General features: G+C 35.5%; 9 protein-coding genes. All 9 read right to left on the bottom strand.

Annotated features, from left to right (window positions below):
* Positions 1-2: 2 nt before the first annotated feature.
* The gene (locus ABD816_RS03185; RefSeq protein ID WP_344924685.1) at positions 3-11240 is read right to left on the bottom strand and encodes a T9SS type B sorting domain-containing protein; all 11238 of its coding nucleotides are present in this window, start codon (positions 11238-11240) and stop codon (positions 3-5) included.
* 58 nt (positions 11241-11298) lie between these two features.
* A complete protein-coding gene (locus tag ABD816_RS03180) occupies positions 11299-15003 on the bottom strand; it encodes a PorP/SprF family type IX secretion system membrane protein (RefSeq protein ID WP_344924683.1) in 3705 nt (1234 codons plus the stop codon).
* A gap of 4 nt (positions 15004-15007) precedes the next feature.
* On the bottom strand, positions 15008-17068 hold the full coding sequence (locus ABD816_RS03175; RefSeq protein ID WP_344924681.1) for a T9SS type B sorting domain-containing protein: 2061 nt from the start codon (positions 17066-17068) through the stop codon (positions 15008-15010).
* Between the two features lie 749 nt (positions 17069-17817).
* Entirely contained in the window at positions 17818-18429 is a 612-nt protein-coding gene (locus tag ABD816_RS03170) for an OmpH/Skp family outer membrane protein (RefSeq protein WP_344924679.1), read from the bottom strand.
* 360 nt (positions 18430-18789) lie between these two features.
* On the bottom strand, positions 18790-19644 hold the full coding sequence (locus tag ABD816_RS03165) for a class I SAM-dependent methyltransferase (RefSeq protein ID WP_344924676.1): 855 nt from the start codon (positions 19642-19644) through the stop codon (positions 18790-18792).
* Positions 19645-19879: 235 nt separating this feature from the next.
* The gene (locus ABD816_RS03160) at positions 19880-20347 is read right to left on the bottom strand and encodes a hypothetical protein (RefSeq protein ID WP_344924674.1); all 468 of its coding nucleotides are present in this window, start codon (positions 20345-20347) and stop codon (positions 19880-19882) included.
* Entirely contained in the window at positions 20347-22218 is a 1872-nt protein-coding gene (gene mnmG / locus ABD816_RS03155; RefSeq protein WP_344924672.1) for a tRNA uridine-5-carboxymethylaminomethyl(34) synthesis enzyme MnmG, read from the bottom strand. Before mnmG ends, ABD816_RS03160 begins: the two co-directional genes overlap by 1 nt.
* A gap of 85 nt (positions 22219-22303) precedes the next feature.
* Entirely contained in the window at positions 22304-22723 is a 420-nt protein-coding gene (gene ybeY / locus ABD816_RS03150) for an rRNA maturation RNase YbeY (protein ID WP_344924670.1), read from the bottom strand.
* Entirely contained in the window at positions 22716-26138 is a 3423-nt protein-coding gene (locus tag ABD816_RS03145; protein ID WP_344924668.1) for a DUF4175 family protein, read from the bottom strand. Before ABD816_RS03145 ends, ybeY begins: the two co-directional genes overlap by 8 nt.
* Positions 26139-26182: the final 44 nt, after the last annotated feature.

Raw genomic sequence — 26182 nt, 5'->3', positions numbered from 1 at the left:
CTTTATCTGTATAATGTAAAGTGACCTGTAAACTCTCTATTATCAATGTCATTTAGAATAATAGTAAACCAATAATCTCCAGAAGGTAATTCTTTTCCTTGGTAAATACCATCCCAGCCACCATCTGGTCCCTGATCTCCAATAAACTCAGCTAACATTCTGCCATACCTATCGAATACTTTAACTTCCATATCATCAAAGAAAAATGTAGGATTAGACGGATCTGGATCATTCTCAAAAATTTGATATGGATACCATAAGTCATCTGTACCATCACCGTTCGGTGTAAAGTAATTAGGAATCGCAATATTGATATACGTTAAACGCTGAATAATATCTATTTGACAACCAATCTCATTATCTACCACACGTAATACGTAATTAGCAGTTTCACGGAGCGAGAATATATTACTATCTAGTAAAGTATAATCAGCATCTGTAAGTTGTGCTAACGCCTGTTCTAACTCGGCTGCTGATAAATCATCTGGCAGCATTGCAATATAGTAGAGGTATTCACCACTACCTCCGGTTACTGAGATCTCATACTCATTAGGATCTTCAGGATTTCCTGTCATCTCTGCGATAGGTGTACTCAATGGTGTATAATCATCCACTGTGATCGTACCTAGGTCTCTTACACATCCTAAAGTGTGCTCTACACTTCCCTGATATACTACATTAGGCTGCACGATAAATCGTGTAGGCTCTGTTGTGTCTTGTATAGGAGCCGGATCACCATTTACACTTTCCAGAATATAGGTAATATCTGTATTATTAATATCTACTCCTGTCGTTAGAAAATCTACATAATAAATAGCAGGTTGAATCAAATTACCAGTGATTGGATCATACTCAGGACAATCTAATGCGGGTACTAAAGTAGCACTAATATCTACTCCATTAGGAATATCTACTGTAATATCAATTCTACAATTATTCTCATCTCTTACATAAATCGTCAATGGACCTCCTGGCTGCATATCATAGGTAAATACACCTTCTGCAAAATCAGAATCATTATTAGTAATGTTAGTGAAATACACACCACTACCTCCAGTAACTATAATAGATACTGAACCATCATTATCTCCTAAACAAGTCTCAGGTAAAATCAATACATCATCTGGGTCAATCATCAATTGATCCGGTTCACCTATGGTAACTTCATATACCTGACTACATCCCTTTAAATCCTGAGCAACGACTTCATAATCTCCCGGTGCTAACATCGTAAATGTATGTTGATTAGGGTCATTATCCGTATCATCACCAAAGAAAGGGACAATATCAGTACTACCCAGCTCTCTGATAGAGAAAGAATAATCTGGAGTACCTCCCGCTGCAAAAACAATTACAGAACCATTATCTTCTCCAAAACATAATACATCAGTTACTTCAGGCTCGATATTCTCGAATTCATCTGGATTAATGATTGTAAAGTTTGCCTCTGCAAAACAATTTCTATCAGCTTCTACCCTATATATATAATCTCCAGCAGGTAAATCCGTGAATTCGCTACTAGTTTGTGTTCCTATAGCCGGCCAAACCTGACTGGTAGTTGTATTAGTCAATACAAATCTATATTCACCAATACCACCACGTACCGTAGCATCTACTCTTCCCGTCTCTTCGTTAAAACAGTTGATGTTAGCAAAATCGGTATCCAGATCTATGGTAATTGGATCAATTGGGATCACAACTACAGGTCCTACTAAATCGGATCTACATCCGTCTGCATCAACTACATAGAATTGATAGGTTCCTTCTCCTAAAGTAAAATTAGGGTTATTACCGTTAGAAGTCTCTACTCCGTTTACATCTACTACAAAATATTCAACAATACCTCCTACCGCAGATGTAATTCCTCTAATTACAACATCTACATCCGTTTCGTTACACTGAATTTCCTCTACACTCACCACTTCTGCAATTACTTCTGCTGGCTCAGTAATAGTAGTTGTGGACGAATTTGTACAACCATATTTATCATAAACATTGATTGTATATGTACCTGGAGTTAATGGTCCAAATTCCGGAACTGTTTGTGTTCCACTCTCTGTACCCCCTGCAACAGTAATCGTATATAAGAATGGTACATCGGTACCTGTAGCAGTCACTTCGATACGACCATCTGCCGCCTCATAACAACTACTATCAAAAGGTATTAACGTCACTCCTACATCATCTGCTGGTGGAGCTATAGTATATGTTTCTACATCTGTACAAACAAATGCACCGTTATCATCGGTCGCTGTAACCTCATAATCACCTGCAGCTAACCCTTCAAACAATCCTGTAGTATTAGGTGGAATTACTGTAAAAGGTGTAGTTGTCATTACAGCAGCAAAACTGACTGTTCCTTGTGCTCCCGTGTAATTTACCTGAAATGCTCCATTTGCTGCCGGATCACAAAATTCTACCGGATTTACATCTAAAAATGAAATTTCAAAAGGTACCGGAGGTCCTGTGATCGGTACGACATCAGATAAGCGTGTACAGAACGGAGCCGCTTGCTGAACGATTTGTATTTGATAGTTACCTACCGTACCAGTAAAAGGTAATACAACCGTTTCTGGATCTGTTGTTGTTGTAATCGTACCAGTAGCCGTTGGGATAGGGTTTCCTAAAATATCAACTGCTTCTATACCAGTGGCAACATCAATCACAGTATAATCAAAAGTACCTACATAATCGCTGATAGTAATATTAATTCTACCATCCTGACCTTCAAAACAGGTTTCTGGGGTTTCTTCATCTGCAATAATCTTTCCTTCCTCAAAGGCTTCTACTTCATGAGCAACTATTACTGTGCATCCAGTAGTCTGATCTGTTATTTCAAATTGATATATCCCCACAGAAGGTAATTCAAAAACAGCTCCTGTTTCTACTGGTGCCGTTCCTGCATCATCTAGTGTTGTATAAGGTACGTTAAGTACAGAAAGACCTGTTCCCGAAGTTTCTACAAAATCGTAAAGTCCACCTGCACCTGTTCCACCTTCTACACGAACGGTCACAAATTCACCTGCTGTACAACTAAGAGGTGTATCTAAGGTTACCGTTGGATTCAATAATACAGGGAAATCCGGAATTATCTCAGTAATCGTAGCAAATGCACAATTATTATCATCTGTTACATCAATAGTATAAGTACCTCCTATCGGTACGGGGATTACATATTGTACTCCTGCTGCAGGATCCGCATCAGTCACATCTACATCTGTACCAGATGAAGAAGGTCCTGTATAGGATACACTATATGGTGGTGTTCCACCTACAATGGTTACCGTAATCTCTGGTAACACTGGGGTATCAGCGGGAGCACATGCATAGGTGCTTGCTGTAGCGCTAGCGTCTAATACTGTTGGTGTTCCTACGTTAACCGGTTCTCTTGTGACAGAACAATTAGTATCTGCTGTTACAACCACCTGATAATCTCCGGCTGGAAGATTATCAAATAATCCATCATCGATCTGATCCCCTCCCACCTGAGTACCTGTAGTCATAGTCACTGCATTATAATTAAAAAGCTGATACGTATATGGACTATCTGTATCCGTTGGTGCTAGCGTTACGGTAATAGATCCATCAGTTCTTCCAGAACAAGATACTGGTGTTGTATCTGTAGTTGGTGCTGGGTCTTCTGGAATCGTAAGCGATACAGGGAAGCTATCCGTACATGCAGTAGCGCCCATACCTGTATCTGTAATCACCACAATATAATCTCCAGGAGGTACTTGCTGGAATACTCCTCCTCCGGCATTTACCACTGGTGGAACTACTGATACCATAGTCGTAGCATCGACTAAATCAAATGTTTGATTTGCTGCTCCAGAACCTGGAGAAACAATAGTTGTTGTAATAATGTTATCCGCGTCTCTACAATTACCTGTAATTGTGGTAAAAGCGGCAGTGATATCCACTGGTGGATAAATTAACATCGTATCTGTATCTATACATCCATTAGCATCTTGTACGGTAATTGTATACGTACCAGAAGTTGGTACTGTAAATGTAAATGTGCCTGGTGGTGCTTCCGTAAATATAATCGGATCAGTAGCATCTGTGGCATCATCAATACCATAGAAGATATTTCCAGCTGCGTTTACTACAGTCGCAGTACCGGTTACATCAAACGTATAGGTATCATCATCACAGAAATTATCTACAAATGGTGGAACCGTAACAGTAGGTCCTGGTGTTAATACTGTTGTTACGGTAATTGGGCCAAAGGTACAACCATTAGCATCAGCCACCCATATATCTTGTACTTCACCGTCTACTGCACCGATATCTATTGTGTTTGAATTCAAAGAAAAAGGTGTAGCAGGTTCTACAGCACCAGTAGCTACTAGTTCATAGGTATATCCATCATCTGTAGGGGGTATCGCAAAAGGTGTACCTCCACTGGTATTAATTACCACTGTAGCATTTGTATTACAATTTGCTTCTGTCTGTCCATCGAGAGCCGCTGATATAGCCTCTGGAGTTTCAATTACAAAGTCAAATCGAGATGGACATTGGGTTCCATCGTCTTCTCTAACCACGACATAATATTGTCCTTGTGGTATATTAATAATAGTTACGGGAACATCAGCTCCGGTCAATCCTCCCTGAGAACCTGAATACACAGTAGGTGTATAGGTAATATCTAATGACTCATTTGTAAATTGATCAAAAACCTCCCAAGATACTTGTGTAACAGAAGGATCATAGCCTGAAATATCAAAACTAATAGATCCATCACCTAATGCTGGAGTTTCATTACAAGTCACATCCGTCACCACTACATTGGTAATAGCTGGTGCAGAAAGAAGAGGTTCAGGAGGCACTAATTGTTGATATAAGCAATTTGTAACATTATCTCTAATTTCTATGATATAGGCTCTTTCGAATTCTAAAGTACCAAATGCACCACCACCACCATACCTATGAAACCTAATTGGTGTATTGGCATCTACAACCGTAGCATTTAAAGGCTCATCATTTAGGGGTATGAAATCTCCAAGACCTGGAGATGGTTCTCCTACAATACGTATATCAAACCCTGGTGGTGGATTTGTTGGTGGATTTATTCCTTGACCTTGAGTTATCTCAATATCATATATTACTCCATCTGGACACGATCCAGTTACGGTTACCATTGGAATTACCGCACCTAACTCTGAAAAGACATCAAATACTCCAAAGGTTTCTGTACAACCATTAGCATCTTCTGCAATGATATAATATTGTCCAAAATCTAACCCTTCAAAATTAATTACACCAGAAGACGCTCTAGGGTTTGGAGTAGAAGGATCCGTAGTAGCCCATACATAAGGAAAAGTCAATAAATCTTCTGCTCTTACTAGATTGAAGGTATAATTAGCTGTACCTCCCGTTATTTCCAATACAATTTCTCCTAAATCAGTTACTGTTGATAATCCTCCACAAGTAACTCCTGTTACTGTATCACTAACATATGTGATAGGATCAGGAGTTATCACTTCTACATCTTCTGTATACACACAACCACTACTATCCCTAACAAAAATATCATATACACCTTCTCCTAAATTTGGAAAGAGTGTACTGCTTGCAGTAATAGGATTATAATCAGCATTTGTTGGTGTAAAAGGAGCAGGACCAAAAGCGATTTCATAATCAGGATCTACGCCTGTTACAGTTACTTCTATTGTGCCAGTATCTCCATCACATAATAATGTGATATCATTTGCAGTAATTGTTGGTGCAAGAGGCTCAGTAATTTGAATCGGTTGCGATGTATGAGTACACCCTTCACTGTCAGTTACTTGAAATATATAGGTTCCTGCCGTAGTGGTCGTGAAATTAGCAAATGGATTATTACCTGCTGTTACATAATTAGTATACGTACCTCCACCATCTGTAGAATAATCAATATCATAAGTAGCATATCCACCTGCAACAGATAAACTGATTTCACCAGCATCTGTTGGACTATTACCTGCATCACAGGTAATATGCTTCACAAAAGTAGCTGTTATATTTACTGCGGGTTCTACTACTTGTATAACACTACCGATACAACCTGCTGCATCTGTTATAAAAACTTCATAACTTCCTTCCTGCGTTAAATCCGGAGTCGTAAATGTAGTGACACCTGCACCTAGTGCAGTATCTCCAATTACTGGTGTACCATTACGTTCTATACGATAGGAGTAATCAGGAGTCCCTCCTGTAATCACTACATCTAATGTTACTATACCATCGTCCAGACATAACTCACTAGTAGGTATTGTTACGGTAATCGCTGGCAAGGCATTGATATTAAATGGTACTCCTTCAAAAGGACATGCTTCACTATCTGTGACCACAATATAATAACCTGTACCGTTAGGAACATTCGTATAGGTTTGATTGATAGGTCTGGAAGGTCCCTGAGATACACCCAAACTATCAAACAATTCATAAGTATACGCAGGACCATTTCCTCCGGATACACCACTGACTCCTACCGTATTCGTTCCAGTAATACAATCCTGTGAAACTATCTCTGGAGTAAAGGTAATTTGATTTGTTGGTTCGGCAATGGTTACCGTAGTAGTTGCTGTACAATTATTAGCCGCTGGTATAATACTTTGATCAATGACCTCGATCGTATAGGTACCTGCTATTAAAGGAATTCCATTTACTACTACTGTTACAGGATCAGTCCCGGTAGCTGTTGCATTTAAAAGTTCCACACTTCCTGCATCTGTAATAATATATTGAAAAGAAGTACTGTTGCTTACTGTAAAAGAGAATTCTCCGTCATTATCTCCAATACAGGTCACGGGTTCTGTCTGACCCGCACTGGTAATCTCTATCTCATCGATCTCATCCTGAAAGAAACTATCAGAATTCGTACACTGAGAATCGCTTCTCATTGCTTCTACCAAATATGAAACACCATTAGTAAACGTATATGTAGTCGTAGCAACAAAACCAGTATTTCCTGTATTACTTGCAGGATCAGGAGTCACACGATATGTATATACTGCTGGTGTGGGTAATGGAGATGGCGTCGCAGATAAAGTGACATCAATGGTTTGTGTGGTACAATTAGAATCATTAGGTGTAATCACTACACTGTCTACTTCTAGCAAATCTGCTACTACCACATCTCTGGATATTGCACACGTAATTGGTGTTCCCTGATTCGCAATATATATAGTATAATTACCTGCTGTAGTCACAGGAATATTAACAGGGAACGAGGTAATATTTGTATACCCGCTAGTAGGATTAAAACTCCATGCAAAATTTCCTGTACCTCCACTTGCTGTTGTAATCTGTATAATTGCATCTTCACTACCTGGTACACAACTTAATTCACGTTGAGTTATCACTGTAGCATCTATCGCAGCATCCGCTTCTATTGCAAAGGGACCTTCTATAATCGGACAGATGGTAGGCGGTGTTGTTCCCGGAGGTGTTGTATTCTCATGAGATACTCTGATATGATAACAATCATAAGCTGGTACATTAGGAAAAGTAACTTCGTCTAAAGGACTACTAATCTGAGCAATCTGTGTATAGATGGTATCATTAACATCACATGTGGCTGTTCTCAATAGTTCATATAAGTATGTTCTACCTGTTACTTCTGGTGAAATCTCTACACGTACCTGACCTCCCTCATTTGGACAGACAGGATCGATTGGAGTAATAGTATCGATAGTAAATGCTTCATAAGGAGAAATCCCAGTAATATCTGCAGTAATTATACACGCAGGTGTGCCTGCGGGAACTGTCTGATCACTTACATAAAAAGTGTACGTTGTTGCAGGATCCGGATTTGGAATTTCAAAAATATTACTTGCTATAAAATTACCAGAACCGTCATCATATAAATAGTCACCAGAACCAGCTTCTACAATAATCTGAACTAATGCCCCTGTATCACAAGTTGCCGGAGCATAGGGTTCTACTCTTGCTCTAAACTCTGTAGGCGGATTAATTGTTACAATATCATCGTATACACACTCTGGTGCCGGTCGATTTGATATTACTCGTATGTCATAAGTTCCTGGCTGTAATCCTGTAGAGGTAAAATTAGGATCATTATTATTAGGAACCACAATAGGGCTCACCAGTGCTCCTCCAGAAATTTCGTAATAATACTGCTCGTTTCCTCCAGAAACTCCTATCGAAATGGTACCTCTAGGGTCACCACTGTTTTCACTTGCACAAGATGGATTTGTTACATCTACTACAAATATAGGATTACTCTCTGGAACATTAATCGTCGCAGAATATTCACATCCTGAAAAAGTAGTATCAATTGCATATACAGTTACATCACCTGCAGTAGAAATAGGAAAAACACCTGTAGTATTTGTGTAAGGCCCTCCAGAAGTTAAGCTAAACGCAAAATCATCCGGAACATTAGTTACTGTAACACTACCATCATTACCACACTCTATCAAATTCATGGTTAATACAGGCTGATAATCATTTTTATATACACTGAAATAAAAATCAATTACACAACCACCATCAAACTCTGCCTGAATTCTATAATCTCCTGCTTCACTTACTGTAAAGTCGTTAGTGTTTCCTCCTGCTTCCTCTACCCAGTTCGTATCAGTACAGTTACCATCTAATAATGAACAAGGATCATTAGGATCTAAAAGACAAGATCCCGAAGCATTTAATCGCTGCCATGAAATACTCTCTAAATTAAAACCTGCAAAATCAGTTTCTATTAAGAAATCTTGATCCCCACATAATAAAATTTGTGGAATATCTAAACTACCACATGTTTCGATATAAACGGTCGTACCATTTACATAATCTAATACGGGGTTTTCAATTTCCCTAAAAGCAGTTACATCAAATTCTTCTGTTAATGTCATACAAGTACCATCCGCAGGATTGGTATCTTCTTTAACTACCGAATAAACGCCACTTTGGGGATTTGCAACGGGATATATATTACTATTTGTAGTTTCTGGGGGTGAAATACCTGGTCCAGACCATGTATAAGAATCATATCCTGTCCCAGCTACTAACGTCAGCTCATCATTACAAAAAGTAACTTCAAAAGTACAAGGTGGAACATTGACTAAAATATTAGAAGCGGTACCAGAGCCATCGCCACATGCACCAATAGCAGAGCTACTAGCTGTATTTCCAACCGTTCCTGATACAGCACCTATATAGGTAGCTGTAGCCTGATTACTAATTACATCAGAACAGGCATCTCTTAAATCCTCACAAGTAGCTACTAGTTGTGCCCTAAATCTAATGAATATAGGTAAATCCCCACCGGGAATATTATCATTAAAGGTTTCTACCAAATCACGTGGAATATCAAACTGTAATACACCCGGAGACACCTCAAAATATGTTACCCCAGGAGGTAAAGTTGCGTCTTCTACTCCTAAAAGGTCCGTATTAGCAGGTAGAACATCCGTTATTGTCACCTGACCATCTACAAAAATTTCATTCCCTATATTCTCTATTTCCAGTTCATAAAATAACTCATCTCCTGGATTTACATTGGCATCTGTTATATCTAATACACCACTATCATCGTATACCCTTTTAGTAATTCTTAATTCTGGTTCTATAATAGTTACAGAAAAAGCATTATAGAATACACTAAACCGATCTCCATTAGTAGAAAGCCTGAAAGTAGCACTTGTTTGATTATTACCAATCAAAACATTTCCATTATTGGGTAACTCAAACAAATCCGCATCAAAACCTAATGTGTTCGTAGAATTAGGTGTACGATCTGGTATAATCACATCATCAATAGAGATAGATCCATTAAAAAAGTTATTTGTTGGGTTCACATCACCTAGTACATTTGTTCCATTACCCAGCGGAGTAAATACTCCTAACGTATTTTCTATTGATAATGCGTCTCCTGTAAGGCTTTTATCCCCCTCTAAGGATGCTACTCCATATCTGGCTTCAACAGGTTGTGTTCCTTGTAACGTAGTAAAACCACTATAATCAAAATCTACTGGAGGATCTCCTCTTGAGATTTGTGCAAAACCATCACTTATACTGATATATTTTGCAGATTCTAAAGGATCTTCATAAATAGCTACTAATACCCATCCACCACAGGCACCATCTCCTCCAGGCGTATATCCTTGTGTAGCATTCATATCCGCTACAGTATATGTTCCAAATGGATTGTCTGGGTCTAAAAGATTTGTGACTTCTGCATAACATACATAAGGTAATTCATCATTTGCTGTATCACCAGGAGTAAAAATTGTATTTCTATATCCATCAAAAACCGTCTCTTGTGCAGTAATATCAACATACGTTCCGCCGGGAACTTTAAATTTAATATTTCTAAAATCTGCAGGTCCTCTTTTTCTGGGGTCACTCGCAGAAAGACCGTTTATCCTGTCTCCTCCTGTTGTAGATAACGTTCCTAATACCACTTCTGTTTGTGCATTTAATGCATTTACAAGATTCTGACCAGTTACATTAGCATTGGTAATATCATCATTACCTATAGATACAGACGGGATTGTAATGGTAGGACCATTGCCCGTAAGTCTTGGTAACCTATTACTGCTACTCACAATCACCACTCCAATTGCTCCTGCGTTTTGTGCATTGATCACCTTTTCTCTGTTGCTACAGCTACCTCCCTCTTGTACCACAGCAATATTTCCTGCTAACTGAGCAGCATTCGTAATCCCACATCCGTTAGCGGGCTGAGAAACCACTAAATAAGAAGTAACAGCCGCAGTTTCTATATTAGAATTATCATCACCAAATTCAGAATTACGAACAGTATATTCTTGTGCTAAGGTTCCATTATTAATAATCAGCGCTGTATTTGTATTAGTACTGGAATTTATTTGATTATTTGTATAATCTATAACATTATCTCCTCTCTGAATATAATAGTTTGCTGACCAATACAATCCGGCATACACTAAAGTACTACAGTCTTCTCTAGGTGCTGATAATCGAGCCTCACTAGAACTAAAGGTCGTTGGATCACCGTCTACATCAATAAATGCAGTGGTATAATCCCCATTATTAAAAGTTACATTCGTTGGGTCATTAGCATTAAAGTTAGTTCCATTTCTTCGAATTAAACCAACAATGTCATTACCTGTCTGTATTAAATTACCTCTGACATTATCTTGGGTTTCTGTTACTACAAATGGAGCACTAACTTGTGACAATGCTTCGCTTATGTTACCAACTGATATAAAAGCTATCAGTAGTATTATTAATCTATAGGGTATAAGTGTCTTCATAAGCTTTCTGTTATTTCGTTGAATTTTCAAAATCATCTATCGTGTTCATATCTTCTGATTATTGAATTTTTAATATGTAAAGATCTCCGTCATATGAATTGTTTACGTTAGAGAATAGACGTTGTTTTGCCTCATCAAGACTGTCTAGTCGATCTAAATAAACATATATATAATTATCTTTTGGGTTTCTAAAAGATTTTGGTTCTAATCCCTGAGATCTTAATCTTTCCATACCACGTTCAAAATAATTTTCTCTTTTAAAAATATTAGTTACTAAGTAATATCCATTTTCAATATTATGACCACCAATATAAGAAAGGTTTTCTGTAAGTACTGTATCGTCTCTTACGGTTTCTTTTATCAAACGCGTTTCCTGTAATAATTTTTTATATGACTCTACTTTATTCTTAGCTATATGTAAGATCCACATATCTCCAAAATATCGATTATCAAGATTATTTAAATAATTTCTCGCAGCTTCATCCTTATCCGTATAGCTTTCTATCGCTACATATTGAAATTGATTATCCGGGTTCACAATAACTTGAGAATCATTAAACCCTAGATCGCCAAGTGTTTTAGTAAAGCTATCAGCATAAGTTCCTCCTTTAAACACATTTCCTATCAAGTAATAACCTTCTGGATATCCAGGTATATATTTAGTAGCAAACTTAGCTTCCGGTCTCGTTGCTTCTGCGAATTTAATAAATCGGTTTTTAGCAGTCAATTTCTTAGAACTTAATGGATCAGTGTCTTCTTTTACTTCATCTGCAGCAGTATTCATATCCACTAAAGATTCTAATAATTCATTAAACTCTCTTTTATCCAGATTAATACTGGTAGTCAATAGAGAATCTCTTGATGCGATTAGCTTATCAGTAATTCTACTACTGTTCTCTAATTCTTCCTGTATTTTATCAATATCACCTTGATTTTGTTCAGGTACAGCGGACTCCGCTGCTAGTCTTGCCTCTTCTGCCAATCTCGCCTCTTCAGCAATACGTGCTTCTTCTGCTAGTCTTGCTTCCTCTGCTAGACGTGCCTCTTCTACCAATCTTGCCTCTTCAGCAACACGTGCTTCCTCTGCTAGACGTGCTTCCTCTGCCAATCTTGCCTCTTCAGCAATACGTGCTTCCTCTGCTAGACGTGCTTCCTCTGCCAATCTTGCCTCTTCAGCAATACGTGCTTCCTCTGCTAGACGTGCTTCCTCTGCCAATCTTGCCTCTTCAGCGATACGAGCATCTTCCGCCTCTTTAATAATTCTTGCTTCCTCTACTAAACGCGCCTCTGCTGCTAATCTTTCTTCTTCTGCAATACGAGCATCTTCCGCCTCTTTAATAATTCTTGCTTCCTCTACTAAACGTGCCTCTGCTGCTAATCTTTCTTCTTCTGCAATACGAGCATCTTCCGCCTCTTTAATAATTCTTGCTTCCTCTACTAAACGTGCCTCTGCTGCTAATCTTTCTTCTTCTGCAATACGAGCATCTTCCGCCTCTTTAATAATTCTTGCTTCCTCTACTAAACGTGCCTCTGCTGCTAATCTTTCTTCTTCTGCAATACGCGCTGCCTCAGCTTCCTGAGCTATTCTTGTCTCTTCTGCTACTCTAGCTGCCTCAGCCTCCTGAGCTACTCTTGCTTCTTCTGCAATACGTGCATCCTCAGCCTCCTGAGCTACTCTTGCCTCTTCTGCTACTCTAGCTGCCTCAGCTTCCTGAGCTACTCTTGCTTCTTCTGCAATACGTGCATCCTCAGCTTCCTGAGCTACTCTTGCCTCTTCTGCTACTCTAGCTGCCTCAGCTTCCTGAGCTACTCTTGCTTCTTCTGCAATACGTGCATCCTCAGCTTCCTGAGCTACTCTTGCTTCTTCTGCAATACGTGCATCCTCAGCTTCCTGAGCTACTCTAGCTGCCTCTGCTTCCGGATCTTTTTGCTCTGATACTTCTCTTTCTAATGTTCTGCTAGAAGCTAAACGAGCAGCTTCTTCTTCTGCAGCTTTCTGAGTAGCCATTTCTAATTCAAGTCTTCTCTCAGATGCTAAACGTGCTTCTTCTTCCTCTGCGGCTTTCTGTATTGCAGCTTCTTCCTCCAGCGCTTTTTCTGATGCCAGACGATCTTCTTCTACTGCTTGTACTCTGGCAGCTTCTATAGCTGCTGCTTCTGCTACTTTTATCCTTGCAGCTTCAATTTCTGCTGCTTCAATAGCCAACGCTTCTTCTTGCTTTCTTTTTTCTTCTGCTACTTTATCCTCTGCTTCCTGAGCTATTCTTGCCTCTTCTGCTTCTTCTTGTCTAATCGCTTCTGCCTCTCTAGCAGCTTCTTCCTGTGCAATTTTTTCTTCTTCTATTTGCCTTCCTGCGGCCTCTTCTTCTGCTCTTTTCTGTTCAGCCATTTCCAAAGCCAATCTGCTATTGGTTCGCAATCTCTCCTCTTCCTCTTCGGCAGCTTTTTGCTCTGCTATTTCTGTAGATAACCTACTATTTGCTCTTAATCTTTCTTCCTCTTCTTCTGCTGCAGTTTTTTGCTCTGAATTTTCTTGCGTTAATCTATTCTGTGCATTAAGACGTTCCTCTTCTTGTTTATTTAGCAATGCTACCTCCTCTGCTCTCTGAATTTCTAGTAGTCTTGCTTTTTCAGCTTCTTCAGCTTTAGCATCCCTGATAGATTTTTCAAGTCTATTCATGGTTCTTTGTGCCTGACTTAAGGAATCACTATTGCTCTTTTTTAATTCTCTTATTACCTTATTTTGATCTAAAATTTCTTTTTTCAACCTTCTAATCTCACTATCTCTTTCTAAATATGCTTCTGTGGATGAGGTCGTTCTACGCTTTGCTGTACGTTTTTCTTTCTCAAAATTAAATGCTAGCCCAAATTCATGAGTAGCACCAAATTCTGCAGCATTCGCAGTTCCTCCGATTCCTGGCTCTATAGTATATCCTACAGAGATCATATTAGTAATATTTGCTCCTATACCGATAGAGGCTCCATAAAAGCTATTATAACCAGCTTGCCCCCAACCATATTTTAAGATTTCGAATAAAACATTTCCACCATATCTCAATTCTTCTTCTCCAGGTTTTGTAGCATACACCATTCCTCTAAGCTCATTATCCATTCTCCTCAGATCTAATTCTGTAGTGTACATTGCGTGACCGGAATACACGAAATTATCAGTAATTAACTCGCTTCCTGTAATATTATAGGCGACCAAATTTGCCACAGATACACCTACATCAAATTTATCATAGTTAAAATTAACACCAGGTTGTAGTAAAAAAACAGAGTTATTTTCATAATTGTCTATGATATCATCGTTAACTACCGCCAAATCTAAATTACTTTTTAACGAACTCTGAGAATAGTTTAGATTCACTCCAAATGTAAAGTTCATATCTCTATCCAATTCCAGATTATATGCATAATTTAAACTGGCACCAAAAAATCTAAATATTCCAACATTTTGCTGAAACAAACCTATTCCTACACCCATTTTCTCTTCAATTCTTGCAGAATAATTTAAGAAATACGTTTGAGAATTATCATTAAAACTAGCTCTTGGGTTTCTATTATATATATTGATAGAATTCTTGTTTTCTCTCACTAAAGAAAAAGTCGGATTGAATAAAAATCGATTGTATTTGATAGAATTATGTAACGGAATCTCAGATGGTAAAACACCACTCGTTGAAGCAGCATCTTCTTCCTGACCCGTTATATAATTTACAAATACGAGACTTAAAGTGATTATAAGTAATTTTTTTATCATTGACTTATCTTATTACTGTAATTGTTCCTTTTCTAACAAAGGCATTATTTTTTCTAATAATATAGTAGTAAAGCATTTCTTGTGCATTAGAGGCAGAATTTTCTGGCCAATCATTACTATATCCTCCTGATTTTTCAAAATCCAGTTTACCATTTGCACTATAAATAGTAACTTCTACATCAGATTCATTATATATAGCTGGCAATACCCAGTCATTATTAGCACTATTTCCACCTGGAGTAATCACATTTGGTATGAGTCCTGAAACCGCTGCTTCTAATCTTACCTCTGTAATTAATGTAGGTGTAGAACACAAAGATGATGTTATTTCAGCAAAATAATCTCCTTCCTCACTTACTACAAGAGTATTTCCCGTTTCTCCTTCAATAATTATATTTTCTCCATCTATTACCTCAAACCAGATATAGGAATAATCAGCATTAAAAGGAGCCGTTAGCGTAACAGATCCATTTACTGGTAAAACTTCCGGATTCATATCTAATACAATATCTGTTTCCAAAAAGACAATAGGTATTGGATTAGAAGGCAAATCTACGAATTCTGTATTATCACGCAATGTCGCTTGAAGGGTATAAATACCATCTACGTCTGTGCGGTTTATATCCAGTGTTAAAGAAGTTTCTCCTGTAGCAACACCGTTATTATACCATTCAAAATCAAAAAAAGGAAGTTGATCTTCTGTAAGAGGTACATTAAACCCTTCAAAAGTTGAACCTGTCATTTCTAATAATTCTAAGGTTATGATATCCTGATCGCACGATACATCATCTTGTGTACCAATTACCAAATCAAAACCAGTAGGTGCTAACACCTCAGTTTCTGAGAACAATTCAGAGTCACAAGGATCGTTTGCACTAATTTCAACCCTATATGTTTCAAAAAAATTAGCTACAAAAGAAGATGTTGCCTCTGTTAACGCTCCAGAACTTTGGATACTACCACCTACGCGCCATACTACAGGACTTCCTATGGGAGCATCTGTAGTGACTTCTAACAATAAATTATCCTGAGTAGGTAGTTTTATTAATCTTTCTGGTAAGGGTATAAGAATACTAGAACCCTCATTAGTAACGGTAGTAGGAGGTGTCGATTTTAGAGAACATCCACCAAAAAATACTTCTAATTCATAATCACCTCCAAAATCATTATCTGGTAATGTAATTGTAGAAGTAGTAAAACCTTCTAATAAAGCTCCGTCTTTATACCATTGATATTGATATGAAAAATCAGTAATACTCCCAATTAGTGTTTTATCCTCATTAGGACAAAATGAAAAATCCGCAGCATCAGTACTAATAGTTACATCATCAGTAGAAAAAATGATCACATCAACGCGGTTAGATTCTTCAAATTCAAAGGAAGAATTACATAGACCAAAAGGTAATCTGGCATAGTACCTTCCTACAGAACTAATAGTAAGACTTGAACCACTTTCTCCTAAAACCAAAGTGCCGTCTTTAAACCATTCCCATGCATACTCATCTGGATCCACAACATTTCCATCAAAATCCTCTAATGTTATTGAAATTGTCTCACTAAAGCTTCCTCCTTCACATAGAATAAGATCATCATTATTGTTCAAAGAAATACGTCGCAAGTTATCTTCAAAATAATGAATCGCAAAGTCCTCAGATAAGTCACTTATTATATTATCGACGGTAGAAGAAATTACACGTAATTTGTAAAAATCACTATTTGCATTTTCTGGGATAAGAAAATTTTCAAAAATTATCTCTTGTTCAGATCCAGTACCATTGTTGGGCCCATCAGCTATTGCCAATGTTTCAGGATTATCTGGAAAACTTCCGTCAGGATCTGATATTTGCAAAATAAACTGATTACCAGATGGGAATGCATCTCCTGGAGAAAGCGTAGCTATGATTACGAATTCTGTACTTAACGTTTCTGGTGTAGCGCAAATTTGATTATTAGAACTATTATCTAAATCTGGTGCTCCAATATTTCTATTTTGAGCACATAACATTGATACCATTAATAAAAACGGTATCCATATCAATCGCGTTAGGTTAAGTCTTCTTATCATAATATCACACTTATTCTTAAGGTGAACATTGAACATATTATTTCAGCGATTTGGGGCGCATGTTAATAATATTGTTAATATAAATTTTGTAAAGTTATAAAATTATAAATAATATGTTTATATCTGGCTTATTTTTATCTTTTTTTTGTAATAATATTCTTACGATATAAATGGTCTTAGAATAATGTTTCTAATCATAGCATTTACAGTTCGCCATTAATATACATAAAAAATTGTTATTCAACATCTTAAATTAAAAAAAATGTAGAATTAGAGCACTTACAACAAGGGTTAATTCCGCCTGATTTGTTGACAAAAAACAGGTCGAAATTAATAAAAATCCAAAAAACGACCATTATTTTCAGTTTTTTCTAAATGAAAATATAGCTAAAAAATGCATTTTTTTCCGATTAAGTGTGTTTATTTTTGCACATATTCCTCCTGATTTACTATTTAATTCTTGTAAATTATAATTATTAAACTCTCGTATTTTTATATAAGAATTTCAATTATGATTTCTTGGGAAAAAGGTACTGTACTATTATGATAGATCTTCGACATACTATCTTAGTAAAATCTAATTTTTATACCATATATAAAAGTAGAATTTGACTTAAAATAATCAGGACACTATAGATTACTTATCTTTTTCTATAAAATAAATACTGCTATCATAAAAATAAACCCTCATAAAGTAAAATTTATGAGGGTTTTGCTTGTATTAACAAGTAAAATTATGTTTTAAATAACTATTCTTTCGGAGCTTCTTCTTTCACTGGTTCTTCTTTCACTGGTTCTTCAGTTACTGGAGTTTCTTTTTTGGTATCTTCCTTATTTTCATTTTCCTTCTTCACCTCTTCTCCATTTAATTCAGCGATTATTACATCTGTCAAATCCAATTTCTCATCAGCATAAAATAAATTTCCAGCCTCGGTCTCTCCGTAGATGTATGTGTATCCATTCTTTTTTCCGTATTCTTTTACAAGTCTTTTCACTTTACTTATAACAGAATCGATCTCAGTCTGGCTACCTTGTTGTATTTCTTGCATTCTTGTTTGCTGCTCTCTTTGTAAACCTTGTTGCTTAGCCATTAACTCTTGCTCTTTTTTCTCTCTATTAGCAGCCGTCATCGATTTCATAATACTTTGATACCCTTGTACCTCCATCTGAAATTGTTGTGCCTTTTGCTCTAATTCTGATCTAACTTCATTATTCTTTTTTGTCCACTTCTCTTGAGCAACTTTCATCTCCTTAAACTCAGACACCACTTTTGTATTATTAACATATCCAGTTTTTTCTACTTGTTGATTACAAGAGATCATTCCTATTGATGCTATTGCAATTAAAATATACTTTTTCATTATTCAAAAAATTTAGTTTGCGCAAAAATATCAAAGTTCATTTGATGTATAACTAATTAGTTTATCAAATTACTAATAAATAAGAAAAAACAATAGTATAATTGTTTTCAATCAGAAAAAACAATGGATGATAGCCGCAAATAAAAGGTTTTAATCAACTTTAAGAAAAAAACAATAATTATATACAGTTTGCCCTAATAAAAAGCGTCTAAATCACTTAAAAACACAAATAATAATGAAAAGTATTGTCTAAAACAATAATCTTGATGATTTATGACTTTTTTCATCATATCCGAAAACACTTATTGCTATCAAATTAATTGACTGATTAAAACGGATAAAGCATAAAAAGAAGAATACTTATTTATTTTTATTCTTCAAAATGTAAATATGTGAGGAATATTCCTTTGAAACTTTCCCTTTACGATTTGATTTGTATCCTAAAAATAAAGCCTTACTAAAATTCATTTTACCTGTTTTATATTTTTCTGATAGGAGCGAAACATAATATGAATCAAATTTCATAGGAAGCACATTTTCTAATAAAATACTTTCTACTTCAAAAAGTTTTTGAATAGATTTTTTAGAAAAATGCCAAAGATGTCTGGGCACATCATAAGCTGCCCAAAACGATTTATAATAAGTAGCATCATATGACTTAAAATTAGGAACTGCTATAAGCACATATCCATTTGGCTTTAATAATCGTTTCAATTCCTTAATCTGATTACGCAGATCCGGCACATGTTCTAATACGTGCCACATGGTAATAATATCAAATGAAGAGGAAGTGTATTGCGTAGTATCAGATACTAGCTCAATTCCTTTGATATTTGCTAATTGTCTGGCTTGTTGACTTGGTTCCACTCCTTCTATATTCCAGTTTGATTTTTTTGCTTCTATCAAAAAATCACCGGTTCCTGCTCCAATATCTAAGAGATCACCTTTTTCTCCGTTAATTTCGTAAATAAGCTTTACTTTTTTTCTGAGAGCGTATGATTTTACAATATGATAAATTTTTTCAAAAAAACTTCTTTTTGAATCTGTATGTGAAATATAATCTTCACTTTCATAATAAGTACCTAATACTTTATCATCCGGTTTTGGATTCGTTACCAACATATCATATTCACCATCCAGCAGCAACTTAAAATATTCTCCCGAAACCGTGTAATCTTTACACTCAATAAAAAAATCCAAATCTTTTTTGTTCATTACTCTTATAAACAGCTATTGAAACCTTCCTGTTCCTTTACTGTATTTTTATTTTAATCCTTTATCTATTCAGCCTATATTATTCTTTTAAAACTTAATTGATAGTGAAACTTCCACAAATTACTAAATTGTTAAATAAAATCGGACTTGTCAGCTTTTTAAAACCTGACAAGTCTATCAGGTTGTATTCTATTAATTATAATAAATAAACTTTCTATATATGTTCCACGTGGAACTAAATTTTTGATGTATCGTGAACAGGAATATCCAAAAGTAAACTCAACTCATTTGCCTTACTAACGATATAATCATATTGATAATCTTCTAGCATTGTCACATGCCTGTTTTCCTTAAAAAACCTAAGCACCCACTTTTTATATTTATCCTCGGTTCCTTCAATCTCATCAACACTTACGAACGAAGCATGAAAAACAGAAATGTAATCCGGAAATTCAAGAACTAATGGTTTTCTCCACAATACAAGTCCAAAGCAACTAAATAATGTTTCATTTTCAAATTTCTTTGTTATTAAATGATCTTTAGAAAAACTTGTAAAAAAGACACCTATTAGCAAAGATATCACAGCTAATACCATAGAAAAATCGATCATCAAATATGAAATCACCAAATAAAAAGCGATTACAAGAACCGCCATTATTTTAAGTCTAATAGTTAATCGTTCTTTAATCAAAACTTTTTCCATTATCTACCCATATACACTAAAAGAACAGAAATATCACTTGGTGACACACCACTTATTCTGGATGCTTGAGAAATTGTTACAGGTTGGATCTTTGTCATTTTCTCACAAGCTTCGTGTGATAAAGATTTTAATTTAGTATAATCAAAATTTTTGGGTATTTTAATATTTTCTAATCGAGTTAATTTATCTGCATTATTTTTTTCCTTTTCTATATAACCCGAATATTTTATCTGAATTTCTGCTTGTTCTAACACCTCCTTATCTAAATCATGCTCCTTAATATATTTTGCTACTTTATCAAAATGCTTAATATCATTTAAGGTAATCTGCGGGCGAGAAAACAATTTAAATAACTTTCCACTTTGATTCACTAAAGAAGAATTCTTGTCTTCTAACACAGGGTTTGCTTCTTCTGGAGAAACGCTGGTATCTTTAAAAAACTGAACAAAAGCAGCAGACTTTTTTTCTTTCTGTTCCATTTTCCTCATTCTTTGATCCGTAGCTAAACCAATCTCGTGTGCCTTTGGTGTTAGTCTGAAATCTGCATTATCTTGTCTTAACAAAGTTCTATATTCTGCTCTGGAGGTAAACATCCTATAAGGCTCTTCTGTTCCTTTTGTTATTAAATCGTCGATTAAAACTCCTATATAAGCCTCACTCCTATTTAATATGAAGGCTTCTTTTTCTTTTACTTTTAACGCAGCATTAATTCCTGCCATCAATCCTTGAGACGCTGCCTCTTCATATCCTGTAGTTCCATTTATTTGACCGGCAAAAAACAAACCTGAAACTAATTTTGTTTCTAATGTATGTGTTAATTGTGTAGGTGGAAAATAATCATATTCTATAGCATATCCAGGTCTAAAAAATTTGACATTTTCAAAACCAACAACAGAACGCAATGCCTTAAACTGAACATCTTCTGGTAAAGATGTAGAAAATCCATTCACATAAACCTCTACCGTATTCCAACCTTCTGGTTCAACAAATAATTGATGTCTATCCTTATCTGCAAAACGATTAATCTTATCCTCGATAGAGGGACAATATCTAGGTCCAATACTTTTTATTCTACCATTAAACATAGGAGAACGATCAAAACCTTCTCGCAGTAAATCATGAACTAACGTAGATGTATATGTCATGTGACAAGCTCTCTGTGTAGTCAATGGTTTTGTTACATCAGAATAACTGAATTTTTCTGGATGTTCATCGCCTGGCTGTTCAATCATTTTAGTATAATCTAACGATCTTCCATCAACTCTAGGCGGTGTTCCTGTCTTCATTCTTCCTGCCTCAAAACCAAAATTAATTAATTGCTCAGTAATTCCTGTCGCCGCTCTTTCTCCTGCTCTACCTCCACCAAATTGTTTGTCTCCAATATGGATTAACCCATTCAAAAAAGTTCCATTAGTAAGTACCACACTTTTTGCTCTTACTTCTATTCCAAGTGATGTTCGAACTCCTTTTACTTGTCCATTTTCCACAATAAGACCACTTACCATTTCTTGATAAAAATCTAAATTTGGTGTTTGCTCCATCATCATCCTCCATTCTTCTGCAAAACGCATACGATCACTCTGTACTCTAGGGCTCCACATCGCAGGACCCTTTGATTTATTAAGCATCTTAAATTGTATAGCAGTCCGATCACTAACAATACCACTATACCCTCCTAATGCATCTATCTCGCGTACTATCTGCCCCTTTGCTATACCTCCCATAGCAGGATTACAACTCATCTGAGCAATATTCTGCAAATTCATTGTAATCAATAGTGTACTACAACCCAAATTAGCGGCGGCAGCCGCTGCTTCGCTTCCTGCATGACCAGCTCCAACTACAATTACATCATACTCTTTATCAAACATACTTCTATATAAATTGTTCCACGTGGAACGATGTTATCCTTACACAACCAAATGTTCCACGTGGAACATGATAACTACAAAACTATTAATGTTCTACGTGAAACATTAATAGTTTTTCATCTTCTTTTTTTCTCATTACTTCTTTCTCTTTATCGGACTTATCTTTATATCCACATAAATGCAAAACACCATGAGCCATCACTCTTCTTAATTCTTCTTCTTCTACAACATCAAAAGTCACTGCGTTATCTATCACCCTTTCATAAGAAATAAAAACATCACTATGCAACTCATTTCCAATCGAATTATCAAATGTAATGATATCTGTATACGTGTCATGATTCAAAAAATCCTGATTAATTTTTAATAAATACGCGTCATTACAAAAGATAAAATTAAGCTCGCCTTCTTTCTTACTTTCAGACTTGATTATATCTTTAATCCAATTAGAAACAACCTTCTCATCTAATTCTAATTCGTCAATTTCGTAATAAAAATTAATCATTTGATTTTTTAAAATAATCCTGAACTCTACGTTTATAATTTTGGCGCAAAGGTAATACTTGTCTATTTAATATCTCAGTAGTATTAAAATATTGTTTAGCCTTCCCAAGCGGATCAATTGTTTCATTATCAAAAGAATTTTTATTCGTTTTACTTTCTCTTCTCTCTTCCTCTCCTTGTTCAAATGTCGCATCTTCCATCTTTAACAACTCATGTTTTAATTCTAACATCTTGCTAAGTGTATTTTGATTAAAACCTTTGTCTAACAATTCCTGTTCTACCTGCTCCATTCTCCTTAGAATATTACTTCCCGACTTTCTGCCTTTTCCTTCTTTACTTAACTTTTCCTCTAACGCATTTCGTAGTTGTTGCTGTTGCTTATAAATTTCAAACAACTCTCCATTCATGTTTTCTTTTTGCAATTCTGACTCCCCATTATTTCCATCCTTTCCTTCTACTTCGCCTTTGCCGTTTTTTCCATTTTTACCCTGACCTTTTCCTTGATTACCCTCCCCTTCTTTTCCTTCTTTTCCTTCCTTTCCTGATTTGCCACCCTGTTTGCCGCCTTCATTATCTCCTGGATTGTTACCAGATTGTTTACCTTGTTCTTCCTTTTCACCTTTTCCCTTTTCTGAGCCTTCCTTCATTTTTTCATTAAGCTCCTCTTGTTTTTTGATAATATCCGGTAATTGAAAACCCTTCGAATCACCCTTTCCTTTTCCACTAGATGGCATGCTATTTTGCATTTGCTCTAATACTTTACTTAAAAAATATGCCAAATCATTAGATCCCGTGACTACATATTGTTGATTAGTGGATCCAAAAACAACTTGATTTTCTGCTAACCGCTCCAGAGATTTATCTAAATTAAACTCTATATCTGTTAACTTAGTCGTTACTTTATCAGAGATTTTTGGTGTTCTCAGTGCTAAAGCATATAGACTATCATCGATATGAATAAAGTTTTCCCTTAATACACTTTGTCTTTTTAACTTACCTGAATAAGCAGGATTATCTACATCAATTCCTTTAAATTGCTTCATTAAATCTTCTTGTTCTAAAGAAAAGTCGACCAAATTATCCAAAATTTGTCTCAACATGTCCATGTCTTCTTGTTGCTGTGCTTCACCACTCATGCCCATTTCCATCTGCATTCCTTTACTCATCTCTTTCATTTTCTGAGCCGCACTTTTCTGATTCTTTTTAGCTTCAGATTGTTCTTTCTTCTCTAAATTATCAGTCGCTTTCTGTTGTTCCTTTTCTATATCCTTTTCATCCTCCTCTTTTTGATCCAAATTCATTGGCTTTTTTAAGCTCTCATTCTCCTTTCTCAACCCATCCATTTCCTTTTGAAATTTCTCAAATTCCTCATTCAACTTTTCCTGAGCTTCTTTTGTATTATCCTTCTCATTTTTATCAGATAATTTTTCTTGTTGTTCTGCTAAATCTAGTAACTTATCAGATAATTTTTCATGCTTTTCTATCACATACAAACGTTTCGTTAACTCTAACAATTGCTCTAAATTCTTTTTTACATTTTTATTTTCTTTACTTAATTCTTCTAACTTCTCTGTTAATTCTTCCTTCTGCATCTTCTCCATCATTTCATTAATTTCTTCTAAAAGTTTTTCATTCTTTTTCAGTTTCTCTTCATTTCGTTCCATCATTTCCTTCAAAGCATCTTTAAAGGGTTCCTCTTTTTTCTCTAAATCATTTAAATTCTCTTTCAACTTTTTAGCAAAATTCTTCATCACCTTCTCTTCTTCCTTTTGCCTTTTCAAATATTCCTGTAACTTCTTTTTATCATTAAAGTTCAACCTTTTCTTTTCTTTTTGGATTTTACTTAATGCTTGTAAATCTTCCTGCTGCTCTTTAAACTTTTTTAAAGATTTATTTAATCCTGAAATAGATTCGTTTTGCTCTTTAAGCCTTTTATCTTCTTCTTCACCTTTTGTTAATTGTCTAAAATTAAAAACCTGACTTCTGGTACTTTTATAATTATGAATGACATCATTATCAAAAACTTCAAAATAAAATTCATAATCCACACCTTTTGTTAACGACAAATCACCAGGAAAAACCGAAACAAATTCACTAAACACAGAAGGATTTACTTGTATATTTTTATAAATTTTATCCTCATTATTATCTACATCATAATAAACCATACGTAACTTACGCAATCCGTAATCATCACTTACTCGTCCATAAAAATACAAGGAGCTATTATCTATAGAATCCATTTTTGAAGTAATATTAAGTTCAGGATACTGATCTTTTACCACATTAATACTAAAAGACAAATTATCATAATCCTTTACATTTGTATTTGATGTTGTGATCTCATAATCCCAATCATTATACAACCCTTTTTTATACTGAAAATTCCCTTCTTTATTTTCAAACACATACAGAGAATCCATGGTTTTCATATGCACTTCGTCCGTATTTCGCGCGTGTACATTCCACGAAACTTTAGTGCCTTCAGGAATTATTCCATTTCCAGAACTTTTCAACACTTCATCTTTTTTTCCTGTATATGAAGGGTAATCCAAAAACATTTCAAAATCTAATAATGTAGGTACGGGTACAACCTCTAATTCGTATTCTTTAGAATTTACATCATTAGAAGATAAAATAAAATTAATACTTTCTTTTGGCTTAGTGAATGTATATTGAAAAGATCCGACACCTGTATTTTTTAAAAAATAAATCTCATCGTTATAACTTACCGTAACATTTTCCGGAACAACATCTCCTGTGGTCTTTACTTCTATAACAAAATCTTTGTTCTCCAAAGCGGTTAGTTCATCGTTAATAATAAAAAACTGAAATGGAGCAGGCGGTTCATAAGCGACTTCATAATTTACTACGCGTCCATAACCTTCAGAAAACCAGTTTTTGTTTCCAAAAAAACTTACTACTATAAAAATTAAGATCGGTATGATAGCATACTTCAAATACTTTTGATTCTCTTTAAAATCAATAGCGAGTTTAAAAGGAACTGGCTTTAATTCTTCTGACTTTTGCTCTATACTTGCTATTAATAAAGAGGAAGATTCTTCATTCTCTCTTAATTGTAATAAGTTTAATAATTTATCATTAACATCCGCAAAATGCTTTCCAATAATTAATGATGCTTCTTTGTAATCAATCCCTTTAGTTAACCTCAATAAACCGGCAACAGGGATTACTATAAATTTAATAAACAAACTAAATTCTACAATTATAAAAAGCCAAAACAAAATAGTTCTTGCTCCAATACTTAACCACATCACATATTCAATCAATACCGTCACCAAAAAATATAATACACCAATTGTAAAAAAAAGAATAACTCCTTTTATTAATTCATTGACATAATATCTCTTAATAAATTCTTCCAGTTTGCTCTTTATAAGCTCAAAACTATCCATATATAATCCTCTATAATTGACTAATCTATAAAACTACAACAATA

It is taken from the genome of Aquimarina addita, assembly GCF_039539305.1.
Lineage (GTDB): Bacteria > Bacteroidota > Bacteroidia > Flavobacteriales > Flavobacteriaceae > Aquimarina > Aquimarina addita.
The sequence above is the reverse complement of the archived record's forward strand: the minus strand, read 5'-3'. Positions and strand labels throughout refer to the sequence as shown.

What these genes read in the sequence shown, in the direction of transcription:
- ABD816_RS03185 (WP_344924685.1), bottom strand. Translation starts at nt 11,240, where the DNA reads ATGAAGACACTTATACCCTATAGATTAATAATACTACTGATAGCTTTT.
- ABD816_RS03180 (WP_344924683.1), bottom strand. Translation starts at nt 15,003, where the DNA reads ATGATAAAAAAATTACTTATAATCACTTTAAGTCTCGTATTTGTAAAT.
- ABD816_RS03175 (WP_344924681.1), bottom strand. Translation starts at nt 17,068, where the DNA reads ATGATAAGAAGACTTAACCTAACGCGATTGATATGGATACCGTTTTTA.
- ABD816_RS03170 (WP_344924679.1), bottom strand. Translation starts at nt 18,429, where the DNA reads ATGAAAAAGTATATTTTAATTGCAATAGCATCAATAGGAATGATCTCT.
- ABD816_RS03165 (WP_344924676.1), bottom strand. Translation starts at nt 19,644, where the DNA reads ATGAACAAAAAAGATTTGGATTTTTTTATTGAGTGTAAAGATTACACG.
- ABD816_RS03160 (WP_344924674.1), bottom strand. Translation starts at nt 20,347, where the DNA reads ATGGAAAAAGTTTTGATTAAAGAACGATTAACTATTAGACTTAAAATA.
- mnmG (WP_344924672.1), bottom strand. Translation starts at nt 22,218, where the DNA reads ATGTTTGATAAAGAGTATGATGTAATTGTAGTTGGAGCTGGTCATGCA.
- ybeY (WP_344924670.1), bottom strand. Translation starts at nt 22,723, where the DNA reads ATGATTAATTTTTATTACGAAATTGACGAATTAGAATTAGATGAGAAG.
- ABD816_RS03145 (WP_344924668.1), bottom strand. Translation starts at nt 26,138, where the DNA reads ATGGATAGTTTTGAGCTTATAAAGAGCAAACTGGAAGAATTTATTAAG.